Genomic DNA, 20,519 nt, shown 5'->3' on the forward strand with positions numbered 1-20,519 from the left:
GGTGTATCTGCTGCAGCGCGCCCGTTTATTGGGTGACCCGTGGTTCACGCGGCATGCCCAGTGCCCGCTCGGCAATCACGTTGCGCTGAATTTCATTGCTGCCGCCATAGATGGTGTCGGAGCGGGTGAACAGGAACAGCGACTGCAGGCGGCTGAGCTGGTAGGGCGCGGCGTCGAGGATTTCCCCGGCATCGCCCAGCACGTCCATGGCCAGTTTGCCCAGGTCGCTGTGCCAAGTGGACCAGGCCAGTTTGTAGATCATCGCTTCGCGACCGAGGCTGCCGTCTTGCGGGCCCGAGAGCATGCGCAGAGAGTTGTAGCGCAACACCTTGAGCCCGCTCCAGGCCTGGGCGATGCGCTGGCGCAGCAGTGGGTCGCGAGCGGCGCCGTTGGCGCGGGCGATGCGGATGACTTCGTCGAGTTCGTTGTGAAACTGCATCTGCTGACCCAGTGTGGATACGCCGCGTTCAAACCCCAGCAGCGCCATGGCGATCTTCCAGCCATCGCCCGGTTGGCCGATCAGGTTGTCGGCACTCGTGACGGTCTGGTCGAAGAACACCTCGTTGAATTCACTGGTACCGGTCAGTTGCTGGATCGGTTGCACGCGGATGCTGTCCTGGGCCATCGGCACCAGCAGGAACGACAAACCGTGATGTCCCTGGCTGCCGGGCTCGGTGCGCGCCAGCACGAAACACCAGTCGGCCTCGTGAGCCAGGGAAGTCCAGACCTTCTGCCCGCTGATCAGCCAGTGTTCGCCCGTGGCATCCAGTTTCGCCCTGGTCTGTACGTTGGCAAGGTCCGAACCTGCCCCCGGCTCCGAATAGCCCTGGCACCAGAATTGGCTGCCGTCGAGGATGCCGGGCAACAGACGCTTTTGCTGGGCCGGGGTACCGAAGGCGGCGAGTGTCGGGCCGATCAGGCCTTCGCCGATATGACCCATGCGCCCGGGTCCACCGGCGCGGGCATATTCCTCATGGAAGATCACCTGCTGACTGATGGAGAGTCCTCGTCCGCCGTGTTCCCTGGCCCAGCCGACGCCGATCCAGGCACCTGCGGCAAGCCGACGCTCCCAGGCTTTGCGTTCCTCAGGAAAACTGTGTTCATCCCCCGGGCCGCCGCGAAAACGCAGTGGTGCAAATTCGCCGCTCAGGTGCTCGGCCAGCCACTGGGCGACTTCTTCGCGGAATACTTCATCTGCACGACTGAAACCGATTTTCATGGTTGTTCTCCCAATAGATGCTTAGCCAGGCGCTCGCGGTGCAACGCCGGGCTGCCCAGTAGATGCTCGCCGGCGCGGGCACGTTTGAAGTACAGGTGCGGATCGTATTCCCAGGTAAACCCGACGCCGCCATGCAGTTGGATCGACTCGGCGGCGCAGTGAAAAAAAGCTTCGCTGGCATGAATCTTTGCCGTGGCGGCGGCCTGCTCAAGCTCCTGGGCCACGGCGGCATCGCCTTTCGAGTCCAGACGTTCCTGGGCTACACAGGCGGCGTAGTAGGCCGCCGACCGGGCGCATTCGACTTGCAGCATCATGTCGGCACAGCGGTGCTTGATCGCCTGGAAGCTGGCGATGGTGCGTTTGAATTGCCGGCGTTCGGCAATGTAGGCCAGGGTCAGGTCCAGGGCCTGTTGCGCGCCGCCAGCCTGCTCGGCGGCAAGCCCGATGGCGGCGATCAGCAGGGTGTCACGCAGCACAGCCCAGCCTTGCTCGGGGCCGCAAAGTTGTTGTGCCTCGCTGACCTGCACGTGATGCAATTCAATGCGTGCCAAGCGACGGGTCTGGTCCAGGGTTGCCAGGGAGGTACGCACCACGCCCGGCGTATTGCCAGGCAAGACGAACAGGCAGATGCCCCGTTCGCCCTGAGTGTCGGGGGCACGAGCGGCGACGATCAACAGGTCGGCCGAGGCGCCATCGATGACCTGTGCGTATTGGCCGTCAAGGGTCCAGCCTCCTGAGCGCGGCGCAGCCACGGCTTGCACACTGCAAGCCTCCAGCCCTGGAACGCTGGCGAAGGCCAGGGTGGCACGGGTTTCACCTGCGGCAATCGCCCCCAGCCAGTGCTCCTGTATGGGCTCGTTGTGCCCCAGCAGCAGGGCCGGGGTGGCCAGGCACGCAGTGGCGAACAGCGGCGAACCCAGCAGATAGCGACCGCTTTGTTCCAGCAGAATCGCCAGTTCGACAAACCCCAGGCCCATACCGCCAAAGCGCTCCGGCACCATCAGCGCCGGCCAGTACAGTTCCTGGCCGATCCGTTGCCAGACCTCGGGATCATGAGCGTCCGGCCGGTTCATGGCGGCGCGCACGGCATGCGAGTCGCTGACCTGGGCAAGAAAACGCTCGGCGCTGTCGCGAATCATCAGGTGTTCTTCGGTAAAAGCGAACTCCATGGGGGGCGGTCTCTGCAATGCGGATGGATGCGCAAAGTCTGAGGGAGTGGGAGCGGTGTTCGAATCACTAAAACGGACTAGGGACAGCGCGTCATCGTTCTTCGCCCTGTAGGAGCCCGGCTTGCCGGCGAAGGCGTCCGTGAAATCGCCTTTGCCGGCAAGCCGGGCTCCTACAGGGTGCTTAGTCTCAACGGACGATGAAGCGCCCGGTGGCGCTTAGCACAATGCCAGCCACGTAAGCCATTCAGCCAACGAGGACCAAGGCATGATCGACATTCGCGGTTTGAGCTATTTCGTCTCGCAGATCGAAAACCTCAGCCATTGGCAGCGTTACGCCGAAGACGTGCTGGGCATGCAAGTGAACCCGGCGCCGGGCGGAGGCTTGTACGTGAAAATGGACGAGCGTCCGTTTCGCATGCTGATCGTCGAAGGCAGCGAGGCGCGTTACCTGGCCTCTGGCTGGGAGTTGGCCAACGAGCCGGCATTCAATGCCGCCCTCGAGCACCTGAGCGCTGCCGGCATTGAATGGCAGCCGGGCTCCGCCGCCGAGATCGAGCAGCGCGGTGTACAGGCGCTGATCAAGGTCACCGACCCGTCGGGCAACTGTCATGAACTGAGCTGGGGCCATCGTTCCGATTGCCTGCCGTTTGTCTCACCTCAGGGTGTACCGCGTTTCATCACCGGTGAGATGGGCCTGGGTCATGCGGTGCTGCCGGCGCCGAATTTCGACGCCACCCTGGCGTTCGCCAAGGATGTGCTGGGCTTCGAGCTGTCGGACATTTTCAACTTTCGTCCCGACCCATCGGTGCCGCCGATCCGCATTCACTTCCTGCATTGTCAAAACGCCCGCCACCACAGCCTGGCACTGGCCGAGTACCCGGTGCCGTCAGGTTGCGTACACGTGATGGTCGAGGTCGATTCGATGACCGAAGTCGGTCGTGCCCACGACCGTCTGCACGCCCATGACGTGAGCCTGTCGGCCACCCTCGGTCAGCACCTGAACGACCGCATGACCAGTTTCTACATGAAGACGCCGTCCGGTTTCGATCTGGAGTACGGCTTTGGCGGTTTGCAAGTCGACTGGGCCGAACATTCGGCGTTCGAGTTCACCCGCGTGAGCATTTGGGGGCACGACTTTTCGGTCGGCCAACAGTAAGGAATGATCAAAATGAACAAACAACTGACAGCGGCCGATGCGGTCGCTCAATTGCGCGATGGCATGACCATCGGTTTCGGCGGCTGGGGCCCTCGGCGCAAGCCGATGGCCATCGTGCGTGAGATCCTGCGCTCGCCAGTCAAAGACCTGACTGTGGTTGCCTATGGTGGCCCGGAAGTGGGCATGCTGTGCGCCGCCGGCAAGGTCAAGAAGCTGGTGTTCGGCTTCGCCACCCTCGATGCCATTCCGCTGGAGCCTTACTACCGCAAGGCCCGGGAAGCCGGCGAGCTGGAGCTGATGGAACTGGACGAAGGTATGTTCCAGTGGGGCCTGCGCGCCGCCGGCATGCGCTTGCCGTTCCTGCCGACCCGTTGTGGCTTGGCCACCGATGTGACGCGCCTGAACCCGGAACTCAAGACCATCCAGTCGCCCTATGTCGATGGCGAGGTGCTGCTGGCAATGCCTGCGCTCAACCTCGACGTGGCGTTCCTGCATGTCAACGTCGCCGACCGCCTGGGCAACTGCCTGGTGACCGGGCCGGACCCGTATTTTGATCACCTGTTCGCCCGCGCCGCCAAGCAGTGCTTTGTCTCGTGCGAACGCCTTGAAGAGCGCCTGGAACTGAGCGCCGATCAGGCCCGCTTCAATACCTTCGAACGCTACCTGGTGACTGGCGTGGTGCAGGCACCCCTCGGTGCGCACCCGACACTCTGCGCCCCCGACTACGGCTGGGACCTCAAGCACCTGAAAAACTATGTCGCCAGCAGCCAGGTGGAAAACGGCTGGCAGGACTATGTGCAGACCTACGTCGCCGGTGGCGAGCAGGCCTATCAGGCACAGAACGGCGGTGCCGATTCCATGGGCGTCTTGCCCCTTCCCGTGTTCTGAGGATTAGCGACTATGTCTGCAACCTGTGATTTCACCCTTGCTGAACTGATGATCGTCGCTGCCTCCGAGGCTTGGCGCGGCAATGGCGAGGTGATTGCCTCGGGCCTGGGCGTGATCCCGCGCCTGGGCGCCAGCCTGGCCAAACTGACCCACAGCCCGGAACTGCTGATGACCGACAGCGAGGCGTTCCTGGTAGAAGAACCGATCCCGCTGGGCCCGCGTGGTGACTACGTGCCGCGTTACTCGGGTTATATGTCGTTCGAGCGGGTCTTCGAATGCGTGTGGGGCGGACGCCGCCACGCGATGATCGGGCCGACCCAGATCGACCGCTGGGGCCAGACCAACTTGTCCTGCGTCGGCGACTATCAAAAGCCCAGGACGGCGATCCTCGGTGTGCGCGGCCTGCCAGGCAACAGCATCAACCACCTCAACTCGTTCTTCGTGCCCAGCCATAACACCCGGGTGTTCGTCAGCGGCGAAGTGGACATGGTCTCCGGTGTGGGCTTCAAGGCAGAGCGCTGGCCCGAAGGGGCGCGCCGCGACTTGATGGACATCCATTGCGTGGTCAGCGACCTCTGTGTCCTCGATTTCAATGGCCCGGAACGTGCGGTGCAGGTGCGCTCGTTGCACCCCGGCGTGAGTTTCGAGCAGGTCCAGGACAACACCGGCTTCCCGTTGCTCAAGTCGGAGCAGTTGCATGAGACCGCGCACCCCACTCAAGAACAGTTGGCGCTGATCCGTCGACTCGACCCCCACGATTACCGCGCCACGGCGATCAAGGGCAATCCGCCCGGCATCCGTACGGCCTGAGGCAAGGACAGCGACCATGCACAGCAGCGACAGTGAATTCATCGTCCGCCAGGACAACGCCGTCTACGAGACGGACACCCCGGTGCTGTACAGCGTGGCCGAGGGTATTGCCACGCTGACGCTGAACCGGCCGACCTTCAACAACGCGCAAAACTCGCAGATGACCTACGCCCTGGATGCGTTCTTTCGCCAGGCGGTCAACGATGACAGCGTCAAGGTCATCGTCCTGCGGGGCAACGGCAAACACTTCTCGGCGGGCCACGATATCGGCACCCCCGGGCGCGATATCGACAAACCGTTCGAGCGCGCGCACCTGTGGTGGGACCACACCAACAAACCCGGTGGCGAGCAGCTGTATGCCCGCGAGCAGGAGGTGTACCTGGGCATGTGCCGGCGCTGGCGGGAACTGCCCAAGCCGACCATCGCCATGGTCCATGGCGCGTGTGTAGCGGGCGGGCTGATGCTGGCCTGGGTCTGCGATTTGATCGTCGCCAGCGACGACGCATTCTTCCAGGATCCGGTGGTACGCATGGGCATTCCGGGGGTGGAGTATTTTGCCCATCCCTATGAAATGAACCCGCGCATCGCCAAGGAATTCCTCTTCACCGGCGACCGAATGAGCGCCAACCGGGCCTGGCAAGTGGGCATGGTCAACCGCCTGGTGACACGTGAAGAACTGGAGTCGGCGACCTATACCCTGGCCGCCGGCATCGCCCGCCAGCCACGCATGGGCCTGGCCCTGACCAAGCAGGCGATCAACCACGTCGAAGACCTGCAAGGCAAGCGCACGGCGATGGATGCGGTGTTCGCCTGGCACCACTTTGCCCATGCCCATAACGAGCTGTTGTCCGGCGACAAACTGGGCGGCTTCGACGCCAAGGGCATGGCCCGGGCCAACAAGCAGGCCGAGGACAAAAGCCAATGAACCGCTGGCTGGATACGCCATTGACTGAGGCCCTGGGTTGCCGTTACCCGATTGTGCAAACCGCCATGGGCTGGGTCGCCGACGCCAACCTGGTAATCGCCACGACCCAGGCCGGGGGCTTCGGTTTCCTGGCCGGGGCGACCATCCCGGCCGATGAACTGGAAGGCGAAATCCGCAAGGTGATCGACGCCACCGGCGGCAGCAACTTCGGGCTCAATTTCCATATGTTCCAGGACAACGCCGCGCAGTGCGTCGACCTGGCGATCGAGTACCGCTTGCGCGCCGTGAGCTACGGACGCGGCCCGGACAAACAGACCATCGCACGCTTCAAGGCGGCGAACGTGCTGTGCATCCCCACCGTCGGCGCCTTGAAACATGCCCTGAAGGCGGTGGAACTGGGTGCCGATCTGATCACTATTCAGGGTGGCGAGGGCGGCGGCCATACCGGCGGCGTGCCCAGTTCGATCCTGCTGCCCCAAGTGCTGGCGGCGGTCAGGGTGCCGGTGATCGCGGCCGGTGGGTTCGCCACCGGCCGTGGCCTGGCCTCGGTGCTGGCCGCCGGTGGCGCCGGTATCGCCATGGGCACGCGGTTTCTCATGACCCGCGAATCGCCGACCCCGGCCGCGACCCTCGAACGCTACCTCAAGGTCAACGATCCGCAGCAGGTGCGCGTGACCACGGCGGTCGATGGCATGCGCCACCGCATGATCGAAAACCGCTTCATCAACCACCTGGAACGGGCGGGCTCCTTCGGGCGCCTGCGCATTGCTCTGGGCAGCGCCTGGCAGTGGAAGCAACACACCGGCATGAGCCTGGGGCACATGGCTTCAGTCTTTATCCGGGCGTTGCGCGAAGACCCTTCGGCGTTGTCGCAAGTGGTGATGGCCGCCAACCAGCCGGTGCTGTTGCAGCGCTCGATGGTCGATGGCGCCCCGGACGAGGGCATCCTGCCCAGTGGCCAAGTCGCGGCCGCCATCGGCGAGTTGCTCAGCTGCCGTGAAGTCATCGAAGGCATCGCCAGCGAGGCCCAGCAATGCCTGGATGCGCTCCTGGCGCGCAGCCAGACCCGCCCCTCGAACCATCCAGCCAGCATTGGAGAACCCCTATGAACCCGGCATTTACGACGCAACTCAATCAGGGGATCGCCGAGCTGGTGATCGCCAAGCCACCGGTCAATGCCCTCGACAGCCAGGAATGGCATGCCCTGGCGCGACAGATCGAAGCCCTTGGGGCAAATCCCGAAGTGCGGGTGATCGTTATTCGTGCCGAGGGCCGGGGCTTTTGCGCCGGTGTCGATATCAAGGAACTGGACAAGTACCCGGAACGGATTGTTGAGGTCAATGCCGGTAACTACGCCACTTTCAAGGCCGTGCACCGCAATCCGGTGCCGGTGATTGTCGCGGTCCATGGTTTTGTCCTGGGCGGCGGCATCGGCATCACCGGGGCGGCGGACATCGTCGTCGCCTCCGAATGCGCGACCTTTGCCCTGCCGGAAGTCGACCGGGGTGCCATGGGCGGCGGTGCGCATCTGCAGCGCCTGTTTCCGGTGCAAAAAGTCCGTTACCTGTTCTTTACCGGCGACAGCATCGGTGCCCCCGAAGCTCTGCAATACGGCTTTATCGAGCGGATCGTCAGCAAGGACCAGTTGCGCGAAACCGCCCTCGGCATCGCGGCAAAAATTGCCGAAAAAAGCCCGGGGATGATCCGCATCGCCAAGGAAGCCTTGAACGGCATCGAAGACGGCAACCTGGAAGATAAATACCGCTGGGAACAGGGCTTCACCATGCAGGCCTACAGCAGCCCGGACTCCGCGGAAACGCGCCGGGCCTTCGTCGAAAAACGCGACGCCAAGTTCTGAGATAACGCCATGGACCTGACATATACCCCCAAGCAAAACGCCTTCCGCGCTGAAGTGCGCGCCTGGCTGGCGGCCAACCTGCCACGCGAGCCCCTGGCCAGCTACGACACCCGCGAAGGCTTTGAACAGCATCGCGCCTGGGAGGCCAAGCTGTTCGAGAGCCGCTGGTCGATGGTGATGTGGCCCGCGGAACTGGGCGGTCGCGGTAGCGACTTGATCGAGTGGCTGATCTTCGAGGAAGAGTATTACGGCGCCGGAGCACCGATGCGCGTCAATCAGAACGGCCAGCTGTTGCTGGGGCCGACCCTGATGGAATTCGGCACCCCGGAGCAGAAGCAGCACTTCCTGCCGCGCATGGCCGCCAGCCTGGACATGTGGGCGCAAGGCTGGTCGGAGCCCAACGCCGGTTCCGACATGGCGGCAATCACCAGCAAGGCGCTGCTCGACGGCGACCATTACGTGATCAACGGGCAGAAGACCTGGTCGACCCGGGCGATCTACGCGGATTGGCTGTTCGGCCTCTTTCGCAGCGAGCCAGGATCTACTCGTCACCACGGCTTGTCCTTCGTCATGGTGCCGCTGGACACGCCGGGAGTGAGCATTCGCCCGATCAAGGCGCTCAACGGCAAGGACGCCTTTGCCGAGGTGTTTTTCGACGACGTGCGGGTGCCGGTGGCCAACCGCATCGGTGAGCAAGGGCAGGGCTGGCACGTGGCGATGGCCACAGCCGGTTTCGAGCGTGGCCTGCTGCTGCGTTCACCGGCGCGGTTTCAGGCCACGGCACGCAAGCTGGTTGAGCTGTACAAGGCGAACCGCGCCAGCGCCGACCGCGACCCGAGCCTGCGCGATGCCGTGCTGGAGACCTGGATGGGCGCTGAAGCCTATGCGTTGTCGGCCTACCACACTGTGGGCCGCTTGAGTCGAGGCGAGCAGATCGGCGCCGAGTCGAGCATCAACAAGGTCATCTGGTCGGAACTGGATCTGAAGATGCACGAGACCGCCATGCGCATTCTCGGCGGCCGAGGCGAGCTGGTGGGCAAGGGCGCTCAGGCCGGCGACGCGGCTGGCTGGCTGGAGGGCTTTCTGTTCGCGCAGTCCGGGCCGATCTATGCCGGCACCAACGAAATCCAGCGCAACATCATTGCCGAGCGCATGCTCGGCTTGCCGAAATAAGGAACCGCCATGGACTTCACTTTTAACGATGACCAGTTGGCGTTCCGCGAAGCCATCAGTCGTTTCCTGATGACCGAAGCCGCCCCGGAAATGCTCCGGGAAATCTGGGAGACCGATGTCGGGCGCTCCCGGGACCTGCGCAACAAGATCGCCGAGCAGGGCCTGACCGCCTTGTCGGTGCCCGAGGCCGAAGGCGGCATGGGCATGGACGACGTGACCTGGGCACTGATGACCCAGGAGCTGGGTTACTACGCCATTCCCGATTCATTGGCCGACACCGCTTATGTCGCCAGTGGCTTACTTGCCGGTCTGCCCGCAGGGCATCCGGCCCGCGCCGACCTGTTGCCCCGGATCGCCGATGGCAGTTTGCGCATGGCGATCAGTCATCCGGTCAATGCTTTGGTCAGCGACGCGCAATTGGCCGAAGTGTTGATTCTCACCGACGGCAATGACATCCATGTGGTGCCGCGCTCCCAGATGGACGTGGAAAACCATCTGAGCATCGACGCCTCGCGCCGCCTGGGTCTGGTGACGTGGACCTCGTCGTCGGCGACCTGCGTGGCCAGTGGCGAGCAGGGGCGTGCCTTGCAGGACCGCATGCTGGACCGTGGCGCGCTGTCGGTGGCCGGGCAACTTCTGGGATTGGCGCAGCGCATGCTGGACCTGTCGGTGGACTACGTGGCCCAGCGTAAACAGTTCGGCAAACCGATCGGCAGCTTCCAGGCGGTCAAGCATCACCTGGCCGATGTCGCCCGTTACATCGAACAGGCCAAACCAGTGCTGTACCGCGCCGCTCATGCCTTGGCCCGGGGCGACGTCAACGCTGGCGTATGGGTTTCGCAGGCCCGCCTGGCGGCGAATGAGGCGAGCTGGATCGCCGCCCGCAAGGGCATCCAGGTGCACGGTGCGATGGGGTACACCTGGGAAGTCGATTTGCAGATGTTCATGAAGCGTGCCTGGGCCCTCGATGCGTCCTGGGGCGACCGCAGTTTTCACAAATCCCGTGTCAGCGACTACCTGTTCGCCGACGATACCGGCCTTGGGCCGGGACACACTTTCGAGGAATGAGTCATGGCACAGGCTTACATTGTTGATGCACTGCGCAGCCCCACGGGCAAGCGCAAGGGCTCATTGAGCGAGATCCACGCGATTGACCTGGGCGCCCATGTGCTCAAGGCACTGGTGGAGCGCAATGTGATCCCCGCTGAAGACTACGACGACGTGATATTCGGTTGCGTTGACACCATCGGCTCCCAGGCCGGCGATATCGCCCGCACCAGTTGGCTGGCCGCCGGCTTGCCGCTGACGGTCCCCGGCACCACAGTGGATCGCCAGTGCGGTTCATCGCAACAGGCGCTGCATTTCGCCGCGCAGGCGGTGATGAGCGGCACTCAGGATGTGGTCGCGGTGGGCGGGGTGCAGACCATGACCCAAATCCCCATTTCCTCGGCGATGCTGGCCGGCCAGCCCCTGGGCTTTGCCGATCCATTCTCGGGTAGCGTTGGCTGGCGCGCGCGCTTTGGCCAGCAACCCGTGAACCAGTTCTATGCCGCGCAACGGATTGCTGATCACTGGCAGATCAGTCGCGAGCAAATGGAAGCCTTTGCCCTGCAAAGCCACCAACGCGCACTGGCGGCCATCGCCAGTGGGCGATTTGCTCGGGAAATCGTCGCCTGCCAGGGGCTTGAGGTGGATGAAACCCCGCGCCAGAGCAGTCTGGCGAAGATGGCCGAATTGCAGCCAGTGGACCCTCAGTTCCCATCGATCACCGCTGCCGTGTCCAGCCAGACTTGCGATGCCTCGGCGGCGCTGTTGGTGGTTTCCGAAGCGGCGCTCAAGCGCTACGACCTGACGCCACGGGCGCGGATTCATCACCTGACGGTGCTCGGTGACGATCCGATCTGGCACCTCACCGCACCGATTGCCGCTACTCGCCGGGCCTTGGCCAAAAGCGGGCTGAGCATGGCCGACATCGACCGGGTCGAGATCAACGAGGCCTTTGCCTCAGTGGTTATGGCCTGGGCCAAAGAGCTGGATTACGACCTGGCGCGCACCAACGTCAACGGCGGTGCGATTGCCCTCGGCCACCCGTTGGGTGCAACTGGCGCAAGACTGATGACCACGCTACTGAACGAACTGGAATGCAGCGGCGGTCGCTACGGCCTGCAAACCATGTGTGAAGGCGGCGGCCAGGCCAACGTGACCATCATCGAACGGCTGTAGTTCTTTCATGTGGGCCGCCGCTTCGGGTGCGCGGCCACCCAAATCCTGAGGAGTCAAACATGGCTATTTGTGCAGACCGCACCGTGATCATCACCGGGGCCGGTGGCGGGCTCGGTCGCGCCTACGCCCTGGCGTTCGCCGCGCAAGGGGCCAATGTCGTGGTCAACGATATTCGCGTCGATGCCGCAGAAGATGTGGCGGGTGAGATTCGCGCCAGCGGTGGCCAGGCCATTGCCAACAGCGATGACATCACCACACTGGCCACTGCGCAGCGCATCGTCGATGCGGCGTTGGCGGCGTTCGGTGAAGTACATGTGCTGATCAATAACGCCGGCGTATTACGCGACCGCATGTTCATCAGCCTCAGTGAAGAAGACTGGGACATGGTTATGCGCGTCCACCTCAAGGGCCATTACTGCCTGGCCAACATCCTCGGCCGCCACTGGCGCGACCAGTCCAAGGCCGGCACGCCGGTTGACGCCCGGATCATCAACACCAGTTCCGGCGCCGGCCTGCAAGGCTCGGTGGGGCAGTCCAATTATTCGGCGGCCAAGGGCGGCATCGCTTCGCTGACCCTGGTACAAGCGGCGGAACTGGCGCGCTACGGCGTCACCGCCAACGCGCTGGCACCGGCCGCACGGACCTCGATGACCGAGAGTGCGATGCCCGACGTGGTGAAAAAACCCGAGGACGGCAGCTTCGACGCCTGGGCTGCAGAAAACGTCGCGCCGCTGGTGGTGTGGCTCGGTAGCCCGGCGTCGGCCCACGTCAGCGGTCAGATCTTCGAAAGCCAGGGCGGGCGAATCTCCCTGGCTGACGGCTGGCGCACGGGCGTCACCCGCGACAAGGGTGCGTTGTGGCAAGTTGAAGAAATCGGTGCGGCAGTGAATGCGATCCTTGCCGAAGCGCCGAAGGCGCAGAGGGTTTGGGGGAGTTGAGAGGGGCCCTTGTAGGAGCGGTGCTTGCCCGCGAACGGGACGCCGCGGTGTATCTGTCATACCGCGTTTTCGTTCATCGCGGGCAAGCCTTGCTCCTACAGGCGAACCAGACAACGCGGTGCATCTGATGTACCGCATCAGCGTTCTTCGCCTTCATACCCCATTTTGACGATGTGCCCGCGTCGCCCCCTCCGTACAACTACAGCGTATTGATTTCTTCGGAGGTAGACGCTGTGAAACAAGCCCCCCCTTATGTTCCCGGTCATCAATTGCTGGCCGGCAAGTCGGTGTTGATAACCGCCGCAGCCGGTGCCGGTATCGGTTACTCAGCGGCCCGACGCAGTGCCGAGGAGGGTTGCCGGGCGCTGATGATTTCCGACGTGCATGCGCGGCGCCTGGAAGAGGCGGTGGAACGCCTCAAGGCCGAGACCGGTTTACAGGCGATATATGGCCAGCTGTGCAATGTCACGATCGAAGGCGAAGTCCAGGCCCTGGTGGCGGCGGCCGAAGAGGCATTGGGCGGTGTCGATGTGCTGATTAACAACGCGGGCCTGGGTGGCCAGAAGCGTGTGGTGGAGATGAGTGACGAAGAGTGGTTGCGGGTGCTGGATGTGACCTTGACGGGCACCTTCCGTATGACTCGGGCGATGTTGCCGCACATGCAGCGCCGCGGCGCAGGGGCCATCGTCAATAATGCCTCGGTGCTCGGTTGGCGGGCACAAAAGGAGCAGGCCCATTACGCCGCCGCCAAGGCCGGGGTGATGGCGCTGACCCGCTGCAGCGCCCTGGAAGCCGCGGAGTTCGGCGTGCGCATCAATGCGGTATCGCCATCGATTGCCCTGCACGATTTTCTCAAGAAAGCCTCCAGTGAAGAATTGCTCGCCAGCCTGGCAGGGCGCGAAGCGTTCGGTCGCGCCGCCGAAGTCTGGGAAGTGGCCAACGTGATGATGTTCCTGGCCAGCGACTATGCCTCCTACATGGTCGGTGAAGTGTTGTCCGTCAGTTCACAACAAGCTTGAGGGTGCGCTCATGAGTCACGTTTTCAGCAATGCCCAGACGTTGCTTGCGGCCGAAGGTCTGGACCTGGGCCATACCGAATGGCTGACCATCAGCCAGCAACGCATCGATCTGTTCGCCGAAGCCACAGGTGATCACCAGTGGATTCATGTCGACCCGATACGCGCCGCCAGCGGTCCTTTCGGCGCCTGCATTGTCCACGGCTACCTGACCCAATCCCTGGCCAATCTGTTCATGCCGCAGTTGTTGACCCTTTCAAACATGGCCATGGGGGTCAACTACGGCAGCGATCGGGTGCGCTTCCCGGCGCCGGTCAAGGTCGATTCGCGGGTACGCGGCAGCGGCCTGATCATCCGTGCCGAGCCAATGGGCGACGCCGTGCAACTGGTAGTGCGTATCACAGTGGAAGTCGAGGGCCAGGCGCGTCCAGGCTGCGTGATCGACACCATCAGCCGCTACACCTTCAACCCAATTTCCGAGTGAGTTTCCATGGACCTGAATGAAGTCGTCATCGTTGCCACCGCCCGTACCGCGCTGGCCAAATCGTTTCGTGGATCGTTCAACGATACCGAGGCCCCGGTGCTGGGTGGCCATGTGGTGCGCGCGGTGGTCGAACGAGCCGGCATTGAGCCTGCTGACGTAGAGGATGTGATCATGGGCGCGGCGGTTCAGCAGGGCACCCAGGCCTACAACATCGGTCGGCTCTGTGCCTACACCGGTGGCTTGCCGGACAGTGTGCCGGGCATGGCCCTGGACCGCATGTGCGCCTCGGGTCTGATGAGTATCGGCGTGGCTGCCAAGGGCATCATGAGTGGCGAGATGAGCATTGCCATCGGTGGTGGTGTGGAGTCCCTGTCGCTGACCCAGACCAAACACAAAAACAGCTTCCGCGCCCAGTCCGAAGCCGTACTGCAGGTGATGCCCAGCGCCTATATCCCGATGATTGAAACCGCCGAGATTGTGTCCCGTCGCTATGGCATCAGTCGTGCCGCTCAGGATGAGTATTCGTTGCAAAGCCAGCTGCGCACTGCTGCCGCTCAACGGGATGGCCTTTTCGACGAGGAAATCGTCGGCCTGAGCGTGGACAAGCTGCTGTTCGCCGCCGATGGACAGCCCAATGGTCATGAACGCGTGAAGGTCTTGCGTGATGAATGCAATCGGCCCAGCACGCGCCTTGAGGACCTGGCAAATCTGAAACCGGTGTGGAAGGACGGAAAATGGATCGAGCAGGGCGAGTTCGTCACCGCCGGCAACGCCTCGCAGTTCTCTGACGGTGCCTCGGCCAGCCTTTTGATGAGTCGTGCCGAGGCCAGGCGCCGCGGGTTGACGCCACTGGGCATCTACCGGGGCATTGCCGTGGGTGGGTGCGCACCGGAGGAAATGGGCATCGGTCCGGTGATCGCCATTCCCAAGCTGCTCAAGCGCTTCGGCCTGGGGGTGGCGGATATCGGTCTGTGGGAGATCAACGAGGCTTTTGCCAGCCAGGTGTTGCATTGCCGTGATGCGCTGCAGATCCCTGCAGAGCGCCTGAACGTCAATGGCGGTGCGATTGCCATCGGTCACCCTTTCGGTATGTCCGGCGCGCGGATGGTGGGCCACGCCTTGCTCGAAGGGCGGCGGCGCGGTGCGCGCTATGTGGTGATTGCCATGTGCATCGGTGGCGGCATGGGCGCCGCCGGCCTGTTCGAGCTGCCGTGAAGCGAGCGGGGCGCCGCCGTACTCTCGATTAAATCCATGGGGGCCCGCAGGTCGGGCCCGCTGCTGGGGAATGGATATGCAAAGTTGTATGCCCAATGCACAGGTCTTGGCGCAAATGGGCCTGGAGTTGGCCGAGTACGAACGGATCATTGGCAACATCTACGACTCAGCGATGAACACCGCCTCCTTGAACGACTCGTTGCGCGAGATCCGTGCGCTGTTCAAGGCTAATTTCGTGACCTTGATCCTGCGGGTTCAGGATGAGCCGCTGTTGTCACCGATGGTGGTCGCCGGTGATATCGAGCTGGGGCAGGGCGGCATCAACCATTACGCCTACTACGCCAAATCCACCCTGTTCGACGGTTTGCCCACCGACACCGTGTTCACCATCGATGAGCTGATGAGCGATGCCGAATGGGCCGGTTCGGCGTTTTACCTGCTGTACTGCCAACCCTACGATTGTTACCACATGCTCGGTGCCGATATCCGCATGCCGGATGGCGGCACGGTGCGTTTTCGGATCAATCGACCACAGGGTCACCCACGTTTCAGTGATACCGAGCGGGCCATGTGCGGCATGTTGTTGCCACATTTGCGCCGGTCCTTGCACATGTATTCGCAGCTCGACCGCAGCGAGTCGCTCGGCAGCCTGTATTCGCAGACGATCAGCCGCCTCGCGGTGGCGACCTTCGTGCTCGATGAAAACGGCTGCGTGGTGCAACTCAACCCCGTGGCCCGGGAAATCCTTAACAGTCAAGACGGTCTCAAAGTGGTTGGTGGTCGCCTGGAGGCGACCTACCCCAGTGACAATCGGGAATTGGCGCGCCTGGTGCGCAATGCCTTTCAGCGTACCAAGCAAGGCGCCGGCAAGGGCGTGCAGGTGGCCGAGGCGACGTCGATTTCCCGTCCTTCAGGGCAGGTCAGCCTGGGCGTTGTGGTGGAGTTGATTCCATCCCGGGAACTGCTCGAAGGCAACGGTAAACCCACGGTGGTGGTGTATGTGCGCGACGCTGTAAGCAAGTCGCTCGTGAGCACGGTGCTGACTTCGCAACTGTACAACCTGACCCCGGCGGAAACTGCGCTAGCCCTGGAACTGGCCAACGGCTTGTCGTTGGAGGAAGCCTCGGAAATCCTGAATATCCGACGCAATACCGCGCGCGCGCATCTGCGTTCGATATTTTCCAAGACGGGCGTGCGGCGCCAGACCGAGCTGGTTCGGATCATGCTCAATAGCGTGGTAGCTCTGGGCGCGCCGCAGCCGGCCGGGTCGCGGCTGTGACGCGGGCCCGGGCAAAAATGCGTTAGTCCGTGCGGACGATGCTGTCGGGTTCCTGGCCTGTCGATACTGGGCAACCGTTGTCGAACCCATGGAGAATAAAAATGACCGGCAGTAATCAGTCCCCTGGCTGGGCCTTGACGTTGTTATTGGGATGCTGTGCCATCGGCACGGTGAATGCCGCACCGGAGGACATCCCGCGCCTCGGCAAAGACTTGACGTGCCTGGGCGCGGAAAAGGCCGGCAATGCCGACGGCAGCATTCCAGCGTTCAGCGGCAAGTGGTTGGGCGTGCCTCCCCACGTTGATTTCAAGGGCACGGGCAACCACCCGGTGGATCCGTACCCGGACGAAAAACCGCTGTTCGTGATTACCGCGCAGAACATAGCGCAATACAGCGACTCTCTGTCTGACGGCCAAAAAGCCCTGTTCAAGCTGTACCCGGCCACCTACAAAATACCGGTCTATCCCTCGCATAGGGATTTCCGCGTCAATGACGCGGTATGCCGGGCCACTCAGGAGAACGCCAGCGTGGCGCGTCTGGTGGATGACGGCGAAGGGGTGGTCGGCAAGACCGGCGGCACACCATTCCCGGTGCCGCGCAACGGCCTGGAGCTGTTGAAGAACGCCTCAACCTTTACCTTGCGCGCCTGGACCGAGGAGTACACCTCCGACAACGCCTATGTGCTCAAGGACGGCAACATCAACTGGGGACGGGTGCATTCGCGCAACCTGGCGCCAGCGTTGGAACCAGGCAAGATCGGCGATACCACCGGCAACTCATCGTTCTATCTCAATGAAACGCTGCTGCCGCAACGGGACAAGGGTGAGATCAATACCGGCACCGAGTTCTGGAACGACAAGACCGAACCGCGCCAGGCCTGGCGTTACGATCCGGGCACCCGGCGTGTGCGCCAGTCGCCAGGCTATGGTTTCGACATGTCGTTCCCGGGCAGCGGAGGGTCGATCACCGTGGACGAAGTTCGCCTGTTCAACGGTTCCGGTCAGCGCTACGACTGGAAGATCGTCGGCAAGCGTGAGATGTACATTCCTTACAACACCTATCGTCTGCACGCCGCCAAACTCAAATATGCCGACCTGTTGACTCCCGGTCATATCAATCCCGATGCCATGCGTTATGAGCGCCATAGGGTCTGGGAGCTGGAAGGCACCCTCAAGCCTGGCTATCGCCACCTGTATGGCAAACGCAAGTTGTATGTCGACGAAGACACCTGGTTTCCGATGCTCGCCGACAACTATGACAACCGTGGCGAGCTGTGGCGCACCTCGATGGTCAACTACTTCTATGCCTACGAAAGCCAGGCCCAGCAGGCGGGCGTCGGCCTGTACTACGACCTCAACGCCGGTAGCTACCTGGCGTTCAATCTGATCAACGAGCAGCGCAACGGCTACCTGTTGAATAAACCCGGTTTCAGTCCCCGGGACTTCGGTCCGGAAGCCGCTCGCCGCTTCGGTCAGTAAGCATGAAACATGACGCCCGCTGTGCCTGGGGCACCCTTTGAGAGTCGTTCCCATTTGTTCTAGTCCAACTGAACGATGATCTCCTTGTGCGTCCTACTCAATGATGTCCGCCATGGGATCACCCTGTATTTCTCGGGGGTATTTCCTGCCCCGAAGTCTGCATTCGAGGAACAATAACAATGACGAAACTCGCTGAAATCAACATAGAGAACGCCCAGCGCACCCACCGTTACGCGCGCGGCTGGCACTGCCTGGGCAATGCCAACGATTACCGTGATGGCAAGCCCCATACCCTGGAAATCTTTGGCACCCGCCTGGTGGCTTTTGCCGATCGCCAGGGCACCATCAGCATTCTGGATGCCTACTGCCCGCACATGGGCGCCGACCTGTCCCAGGGCACCATCGAGGACGACAAACTGGTGTGCCCGTTCCACCACTGGAAATACGACACCGCCGGCAAATGCGTGGAGATCCCTTACTGCAAGCGCATTCCACCCAAGGCCAAGACGCGCAGCTGGTTGACTTGCGAGGAAAACAATCTGCTGTTCGTCTGGAACAACCCCGAAGGCCGTCCGCCAAAAGAGGGCGTGGTCATTCCGCACCTGCCCGAGATGGATGATCCAGACTGGATTCATGACTGGAACATCGACACCATGCTGATCGAGACCAACCCACGGGAGTTAGTCGATAACCTGGTGGACGCCCAGCACTTCGGGCCGGTGCACGGTACGCCGACCAAGTATTTCGCCAACATATTCGAAGGGCATATCGGCCATCAGATTTTCCATGGCGACTCCGAGCGCTTGGGCGGCGACCTGATCGCGCCATCGGCCTACTACGGGCCGGCCACTCACTTCACGCATATCAGTTCGATGTTCGGCGATGCGCGGATCCACGCCATTCTGCTCAACAGCCACGTGCCGGTGACGCCAAACAGTTTCGACCTGCGCTTTGGTTGCATGGTCAAGCGGGTGCCGGGCTGGACTGAAGAGCAGAACCAGGAAGTAGCCAGGGCCTATGTCCAAGGCAACCGTGAATCGTTCTATCAGGACGTGGTGATCTGGAAGCACAAAATCCGTATCGACAAGCCGGTGCTGGCAGAAACCGACGGCCCGGTCTATCAGTTGCGCGAGTGGTATGAGCAATTCTTCACCGATGAGGATGACGTGCCCGCGTCAATGGCGAAGCGTCGCGAGTTCATTACGGTCGACGAGCGCTGATAGAGGAGCAGGGCGCCTTCGAGAGGCAAGCGATTGTCTCTCGAAGGCGCCGCTCCCAAGGGCACTGCCGCCCTTGAGGTCATGGTCATGACTCAGGTCCGATTTGAAGGCAATGAGGGAATGCATAATGAAAATAAAAACTGCCTATACCTTTCCTTTGTTTGTAGTGTTTCTCTTGGTTTCGGTTGTACAGGTTTCGGTGCCGCCGGAATCGGCCAGCGTCAAGGCGTGCAAGCGTTACGCGAGCTGTCTCACCATGAGTTCGAGAGTTTCGAACTGGCTTGATTTCCGCTAGAGGTGTTCTGGCGAGCCTCTTCGTTTTGTAGTGACCGTTGTTCTTAAGCGGCTACACCCTGGATTTTGAGACCTGTTAGCCAGAAAGCAGGTTAGAGTGTTCATCAATGTCTGTTCATAAGGGCCCTCCACTCGATTCGAGTAGTCGCGCCAAGCGGCTCCAGCGAACGACCGGGCAAAAAAAACCGTATATCAATCGTTATGTGAAGAATGAATCGTCCGCTGTTTGTTTCTCTAGATGGGCCCAAGGGAGCCGGCAAAACCACACTGTTGGAGGCCGTTACGAAAGTACTGAGGGCAGACAACAAAAAGGTGATCCGACTTTGCGAGAAAAAAAGCGATCCCTATAGGGGTGAAACAATGGCCCTCGTTAACAAACTCGTCAGAAATCCCACCCGGGATTTGGAGTTGAGGGTTTGTGAGCGCTTTGCTGATAGCCGTACCTGGATTTCCCAGCATGTGCTGGCTAAACAGCCACCAGGCAGCATCATCTTGATCGATCGCTGGTACCCGTCTGATGCCGCGTTTCGCCGGATAGTCCCGTTTGCAGAAATTCTACAGTTGAACATTGATCGAAACGTGCGAGTGCCAGACCTGCATGTCGGGGTTGTCACCAACCCTGAAATTTCATGGGCAAGGGCAGCGGCACGACGGCGTGGGCTGAGCAGTACGGTGATCCATAAGCTGGAAGAACATGTCGCTTGTACCGAGGCATTCGAGCGAGCGATTGCAGATCACGGCTGGGTTTTATGCCGTAATGAAGGAACGATCGAAGACGCAACGATGCAGGTGATTTCTGAGATCTATAGCGTCCTTCGATGCCCCGCAGGCGAAGTTCGCTGCGCCGGCCTTGATGCGGTTGAGATAGCCGTAGATATAGATCCTCAGCAGGATCGAAGGGGTGATTTGTCGCCGCAGCGGTAGCCGGCTGACTACCGAGTTGAATCGGCTGGGGCACCATTTCTCGTTCAAGCACGTCCCGCAAGAAGTTTTTGCTGGCTGGTTCCCGGGGGCCGGGGAAGTCGCGCAAATGCTCGCCTACTTCGAGGCCCATACCTACCTCGGTGCGGATTCCCCCGATGCCATCGCGCTGGCCAACCGAGTCGCCGGCCGACAGCCGACGAAATTTGCCGCGTGGGCCCGGGAGAATTTCGAAATTCCGGCGTCCGCCTGA

General features: G+C 62.0%; 21 protein-coding genes. 19 read left to right on the top strand and 2 right to left on the bottom strand.

Features of this window, described 5'->3' with window-relative positions; translation table 11 throughout:
- Positions 1-25: 25 nt before the first annotated feature.
- Complete coding sequence (locus ACWGZX_RS28955; protein ID WP_452626540.1) at positions 26-1,219, bottom strand: acyl-CoA dehydrogenase family protein; 1,194 nt, start codon at positions 1,217-1,219, stop codon at positions 26-28.
- The gene (locus ACWGZX_RS28960; RefSeq protein ID WP_452626541.1) at positions 1,216-2,388 is read right to left on the bottom strand and encodes an acyl-CoA dehydrogenase family protein; all 1,173 of its coding nucleotides are present in this window, start codon (positions 2,386-2,388) and stop codon (positions 1,216-1,218) included. Before ACWGZX_RS28960 ends, ACWGZX_RS28955 begins: the two co-directional genes overlap by 4 nt.
- Before the next feature lie 265 nt (positions 2,389-2,653).
- On the opposite strand from ACWGZX_RS28960, the gene ACWGZX_RS28965 reads away from it, so the two are divergent.
- From ACWGZX_RS28965 to ACWGZX_RS29055, 19 genes are all read left to right on the top strand, one after another.
- Positions 2,654-3,544, top strand: coding sequence for a VOC family protein (locus ACWGZX_RS28965; RefSeq protein WP_452626542.1), 891 nt, complete (start codon positions 2,654-2,656; stop codon positions 3,542-3,544).
- 12 nt (positions 3,545-3,556) lie between these two features.
- Positions 3,557-4,432 carry a CoA-transferase gene (locus tag ACWGZX_RS28970; protein WP_452626543.1) on the top strand — a complete coding sequence of 292 codons (876 nt, stop codon included), beginning with the start codon at positions 3,557-3,559 and terminating at the stop codon, positions 4,430-4,432.
- A gap of 12 nt (positions 4,433-4,444) precedes the next feature.
- Positions 4,445-5,242 carry a CoA-transferase subunit beta gene (locus ACWGZX_RS28975; RefSeq protein WP_452626544.1) on the top strand — a complete coding sequence of 266 codons (798 nt, stop codon included), beginning with the start codon at positions 4,445-4,447 and terminating at the stop codon, positions 5,240-5,242.
- 16 nt (positions 5,243-5,258) lie between these two features.
- Complete coding sequence (locus ACWGZX_RS28980; RefSeq protein WP_452626545.1) at positions 5,259-6,167, top strand: enoyl-CoA hydratase; 909 nt, start codon at positions 5,259-5,261, stop codon at positions 6,165-6,167.
- Positions 6,164-7,276: an NAD(P)H-dependent flavin oxidoreductase gene (locus ACWGZX_RS28985; RefSeq protein ID WP_452626546.1), complete on the top strand. Its 1,113-nt coding sequence runs from the start codon at positions 6,164-6,166 to the stop codon at positions 7,274-7,276. Before ACWGZX_RS28980 ends, ACWGZX_RS28985 begins: the two co-directional genes overlap by 4 nt.
- On the top strand, positions 7,273-8,025 hold the full coding sequence (locus ACWGZX_RS28990) for an enoyl-CoA hydratase family protein (RefSeq protein ID WP_452626547.1): 753 nt from the start codon (positions 7,273-7,275) through the stop codon (positions 8,023-8,025). The genes ACWGZX_RS28985 and ACWGZX_RS28990 overlap by 4 nt, the downstream gene beginning before the upstream one ends.
- 9 nt (positions 8,026-8,034) lie before the next feature.
- Entirely contained in the window at positions 8,035-9,198 is a 1,164-nt protein-coding gene (locus tag ACWGZX_RS28995; RefSeq protein WP_452626548.1) for an acyl-CoA dehydrogenase family protein, read from the top strand.
- Positions 9,199-9,207: 9 nt separating this feature from the next.
- Positions 9,208-10,266, top strand: a complete 1,059-nt coding sequence (locus ACWGZX_RS29000) for an acyl-CoA dehydrogenase family protein (protein WP_452626549.1) — start codon at positions 9,208-9,210, stop codon at positions 10,264-10,266.
- Between the two features lie 3 nt (positions 10,267-10,269).
- Positions 10,270-11,421, top strand: a complete 1,152-nt coding sequence (locus ACWGZX_RS29005; RefSeq protein WP_452626550.1) for an acetyl-CoA C-acetyltransferase — start codon at positions 10,270-10,272, stop codon at positions 11,419-11,421.
- 59 nt (positions 11,422-11,480) lie between these two features.
- The gene (locus ACWGZX_RS29010; protein ID WP_452626551.1) at positions 11,481-12,359 is read left to right on the top strand and encodes an SDR family oxidoreductase; all 879 of its coding nucleotides are present in this window, start codon (positions 11,481-11,483) and stop codon (positions 12,357-12,359) included.
- Between the two features lie 233 nt (positions 12,360-12,592).
- A complete protein-coding gene (locus ACWGZX_RS29015) occupies positions 12,593-13,378 on the top strand; it encodes an SDR family oxidoreductase (RefSeq protein ID WP_452626552.1) in 786 nt (261 codons plus the stop codon).
- A 10-nt stretch (positions 13,379-13,388) separates the two neighbouring features.
- A complete protein-coding gene (locus ACWGZX_RS29020) occupies positions 13,389-13,859 on the top strand; it encodes a MaoC family dehydratase (protein WP_452626553.1) in 471 nt (156 codons plus the stop codon).
- 6 nt (positions 13,860-13,865) lie between these two features.
- Positions 13,866-15,074 (top strand): acetyl-CoA C-acyltransferase, encoded by a 1,209-nt coding sequence (locus tag ACWGZX_RS29025; protein ID WP_223521699.1) that lies wholly within the window; start codon positions 13,866-13,868, stop codon positions 15,072-15,074.
- Positions 15,075-15,150: 76 nt separating this feature from the next.
- Positions 15,151-16,353, top strand: a complete 1,203-nt coding sequence (locus ACWGZX_RS29030) for a LuxR C-terminal-related transcriptional regulator (protein WP_452626554.1) — start codon at positions 15,151-15,153, stop codon at positions 16,351-16,353.
- A gap of 101 nt (positions 16,354-16,454) precedes the next feature.
- Positions 16,455-17,831: a DUF1329 domain-containing protein gene (locus tag ACWGZX_RS29035; protein ID WP_452626555.1), complete on the top strand. Its 1,377-nt coding sequence runs from the start codon at positions 16,455-16,457 to the stop codon at positions 17,829-17,831.
- A 179-nt stretch (positions 17,832-18,010) separates the two neighbouring features.
- Positions 18,011-19,051: a Rieske 2Fe-2S domain-containing protein gene (locus ACWGZX_RS29040; RefSeq protein WP_452626556.1), complete on the top strand. Its 1,041-nt coding sequence runs from the start codon at positions 18,011-18,013 to the stop codon at positions 19,049-19,051.
- Between the two features lie 33 nt (positions 19,052-19,084).
- The gene (locus tag ACWGZX_RS29045) at positions 19,085-19,336 is read left to right on the top strand and encodes a hypothetical protein (RefSeq protein WP_452626557.1); all 252 of its coding nucleotides are present in this window, start codon (positions 19,085-19,087) and stop codon (positions 19,334-19,336) included.
- A gap of 219 nt (positions 19,337-19,555) precedes the next feature.
- Complete coding sequence (locus ACWGZX_RS29050; protein WP_452626558.1) at positions 19,556-20,269, top strand: thymidylate kinase; 714 nt, start codon at positions 19,556-19,558, stop codon at positions 20,267-20,269.
- Positions 20,247-20,519, top strand: coding sequence for a hypothetical protein (locus tag ACWGZX_RS29055; RefSeq protein ID WP_452626559.1), 273 nt, complete (start codon positions 20,247-20,249; stop codon positions 20,517-20,519). The genes ACWGZX_RS29050 and ACWGZX_RS29055 overlap by 23 nt, the downstream gene beginning before the upstream one ends.

The organism is Pseudomonas sp. CLCA07 (assembly GCF_053615335.1).

Excerpts from the sequence above, each read along its gene's own strand:
- ACWGZX_RS28975 (WP_452626544.1), top strand. The coding sequence starts at position 4,445 with ATGTCTGCAACCTGTGATTTCACCCTTGCTGAACTGATGATCGTCGCT.
- ACWGZX_RS28985 (WP_452626546.1), top strand. The coding sequence starts at position 6,164 with ATGAACCGCTGGCTGGATACGCCATTGACTGAGGCCCTGGGTTGCCGT.
- ACWGZX_RS28990 (WP_452626547.1), top strand. The coding sequence starts at position 7,273 with ATGAACCCGGCATTTACGACGCAACTCAATCAGGGGATCGCCGAGCTG.
- ACWGZX_RS29050 (WP_452626558.1), top strand. The coding sequence starts at position 19,556 with ATGAATCGTCCGCTGTTTGTTTCTCTAGATGGGCCCAAGGGAGCCGGC.
- ACWGZX_RS28955 (WP_452626540.1), bottom strand. The coding sequence starts at position 1,219 with ATGAAAATCGGTTTCAGTCGTGCAGATGAAGTATTCCGCGAAGAAGTC.
- ACWGZX_RS29035 (WP_452626555.1), top strand. The coding sequence starts at position 16,455 with ATGACCGGCAGTAATCAGTCCCCTGGCTGGGCCTTGACGTTGTTATTG.
- ACWGZX_RS28995 (WP_452626548.1), top strand. The coding sequence starts at position 8,035 with ATGGACCTGACATATACCCCCAAGCAAAACGCCTTCCGCGCTGAAGTG.
- ACWGZX_RS29010 (WP_452626551.1), top strand. The coding sequence starts at position 11,481 with ATGGCTATTTGTGCAGACCGCACCGTGATCATCACCGGGGCCGGTGGC.
- ACWGZX_RS29000 (WP_452626549.1), top strand. The coding sequence starts at position 9,208 with ATGGACTTCACTTTTAACGATGACCAGTTGGCGTTCCGCGAAGCCATC.
- ACWGZX_RS29020 (WP_452626553.1), top strand. The coding sequence starts at position 13,389 with ATGAGTCACGTTTTCAGCAATGCCCAGACGTTGCTTGCGGCCGAAGGT.
- ACWGZX_RS28960 (WP_452626541.1), bottom strand. The coding sequence starts at position 2,388 with ATGGAGTTCGCTTTTACCGAAGAACACCTGATGATTCGCGACAGCGCC.
- ACWGZX_RS28980 (WP_452626545.1), top strand. The coding sequence starts at position 5,259 with ATGCACAGCAGCGACAGTGAATTCATCGTCCGCCAGGACAACGCCGTC.
- ACWGZX_RS28965 (WP_452626542.1), top strand. The coding sequence starts at position 2,654 with ATGATCGACATTCGCGGTTTGAGCTATTTCGTCTCGCAGATCGAAAAC.
- ACWGZX_RS29025 (WP_223521699.1), top strand. The coding sequence starts at position 13,866 with ATGGACCTGAATGAAGTCGTCATCGTTGCCACCGCCCGTACCGCGCTG.
- ACWGZX_RS28970 (WP_452626543.1), top strand. The coding sequence starts at position 3,557 with ATGAACAAACAACTGACAGCGGCCGATGCGGTCGCTCAATTGCGCGAT.
- ACWGZX_RS29040 (WP_452626556.1), top strand. The coding sequence starts at position 18,011 with ATGACGAAACTCGCTGAAATCAACATAGAGAACGCCCAGCGCACCCAC.
- ACWGZX_RS29030 (WP_452626554.1), top strand. The coding sequence starts at position 15,151 with ATGCAAAGTTGTATGCCCAATGCACAGGTCTTGGCGCAAATGGGCCTG.
- ACWGZX_RS29005 (WP_452626550.1), top strand. The coding sequence starts at position 10,270 with ATGGCACAGGCTTACATTGTTGATGCACTGCGCAGCCCCACGGGCAAG.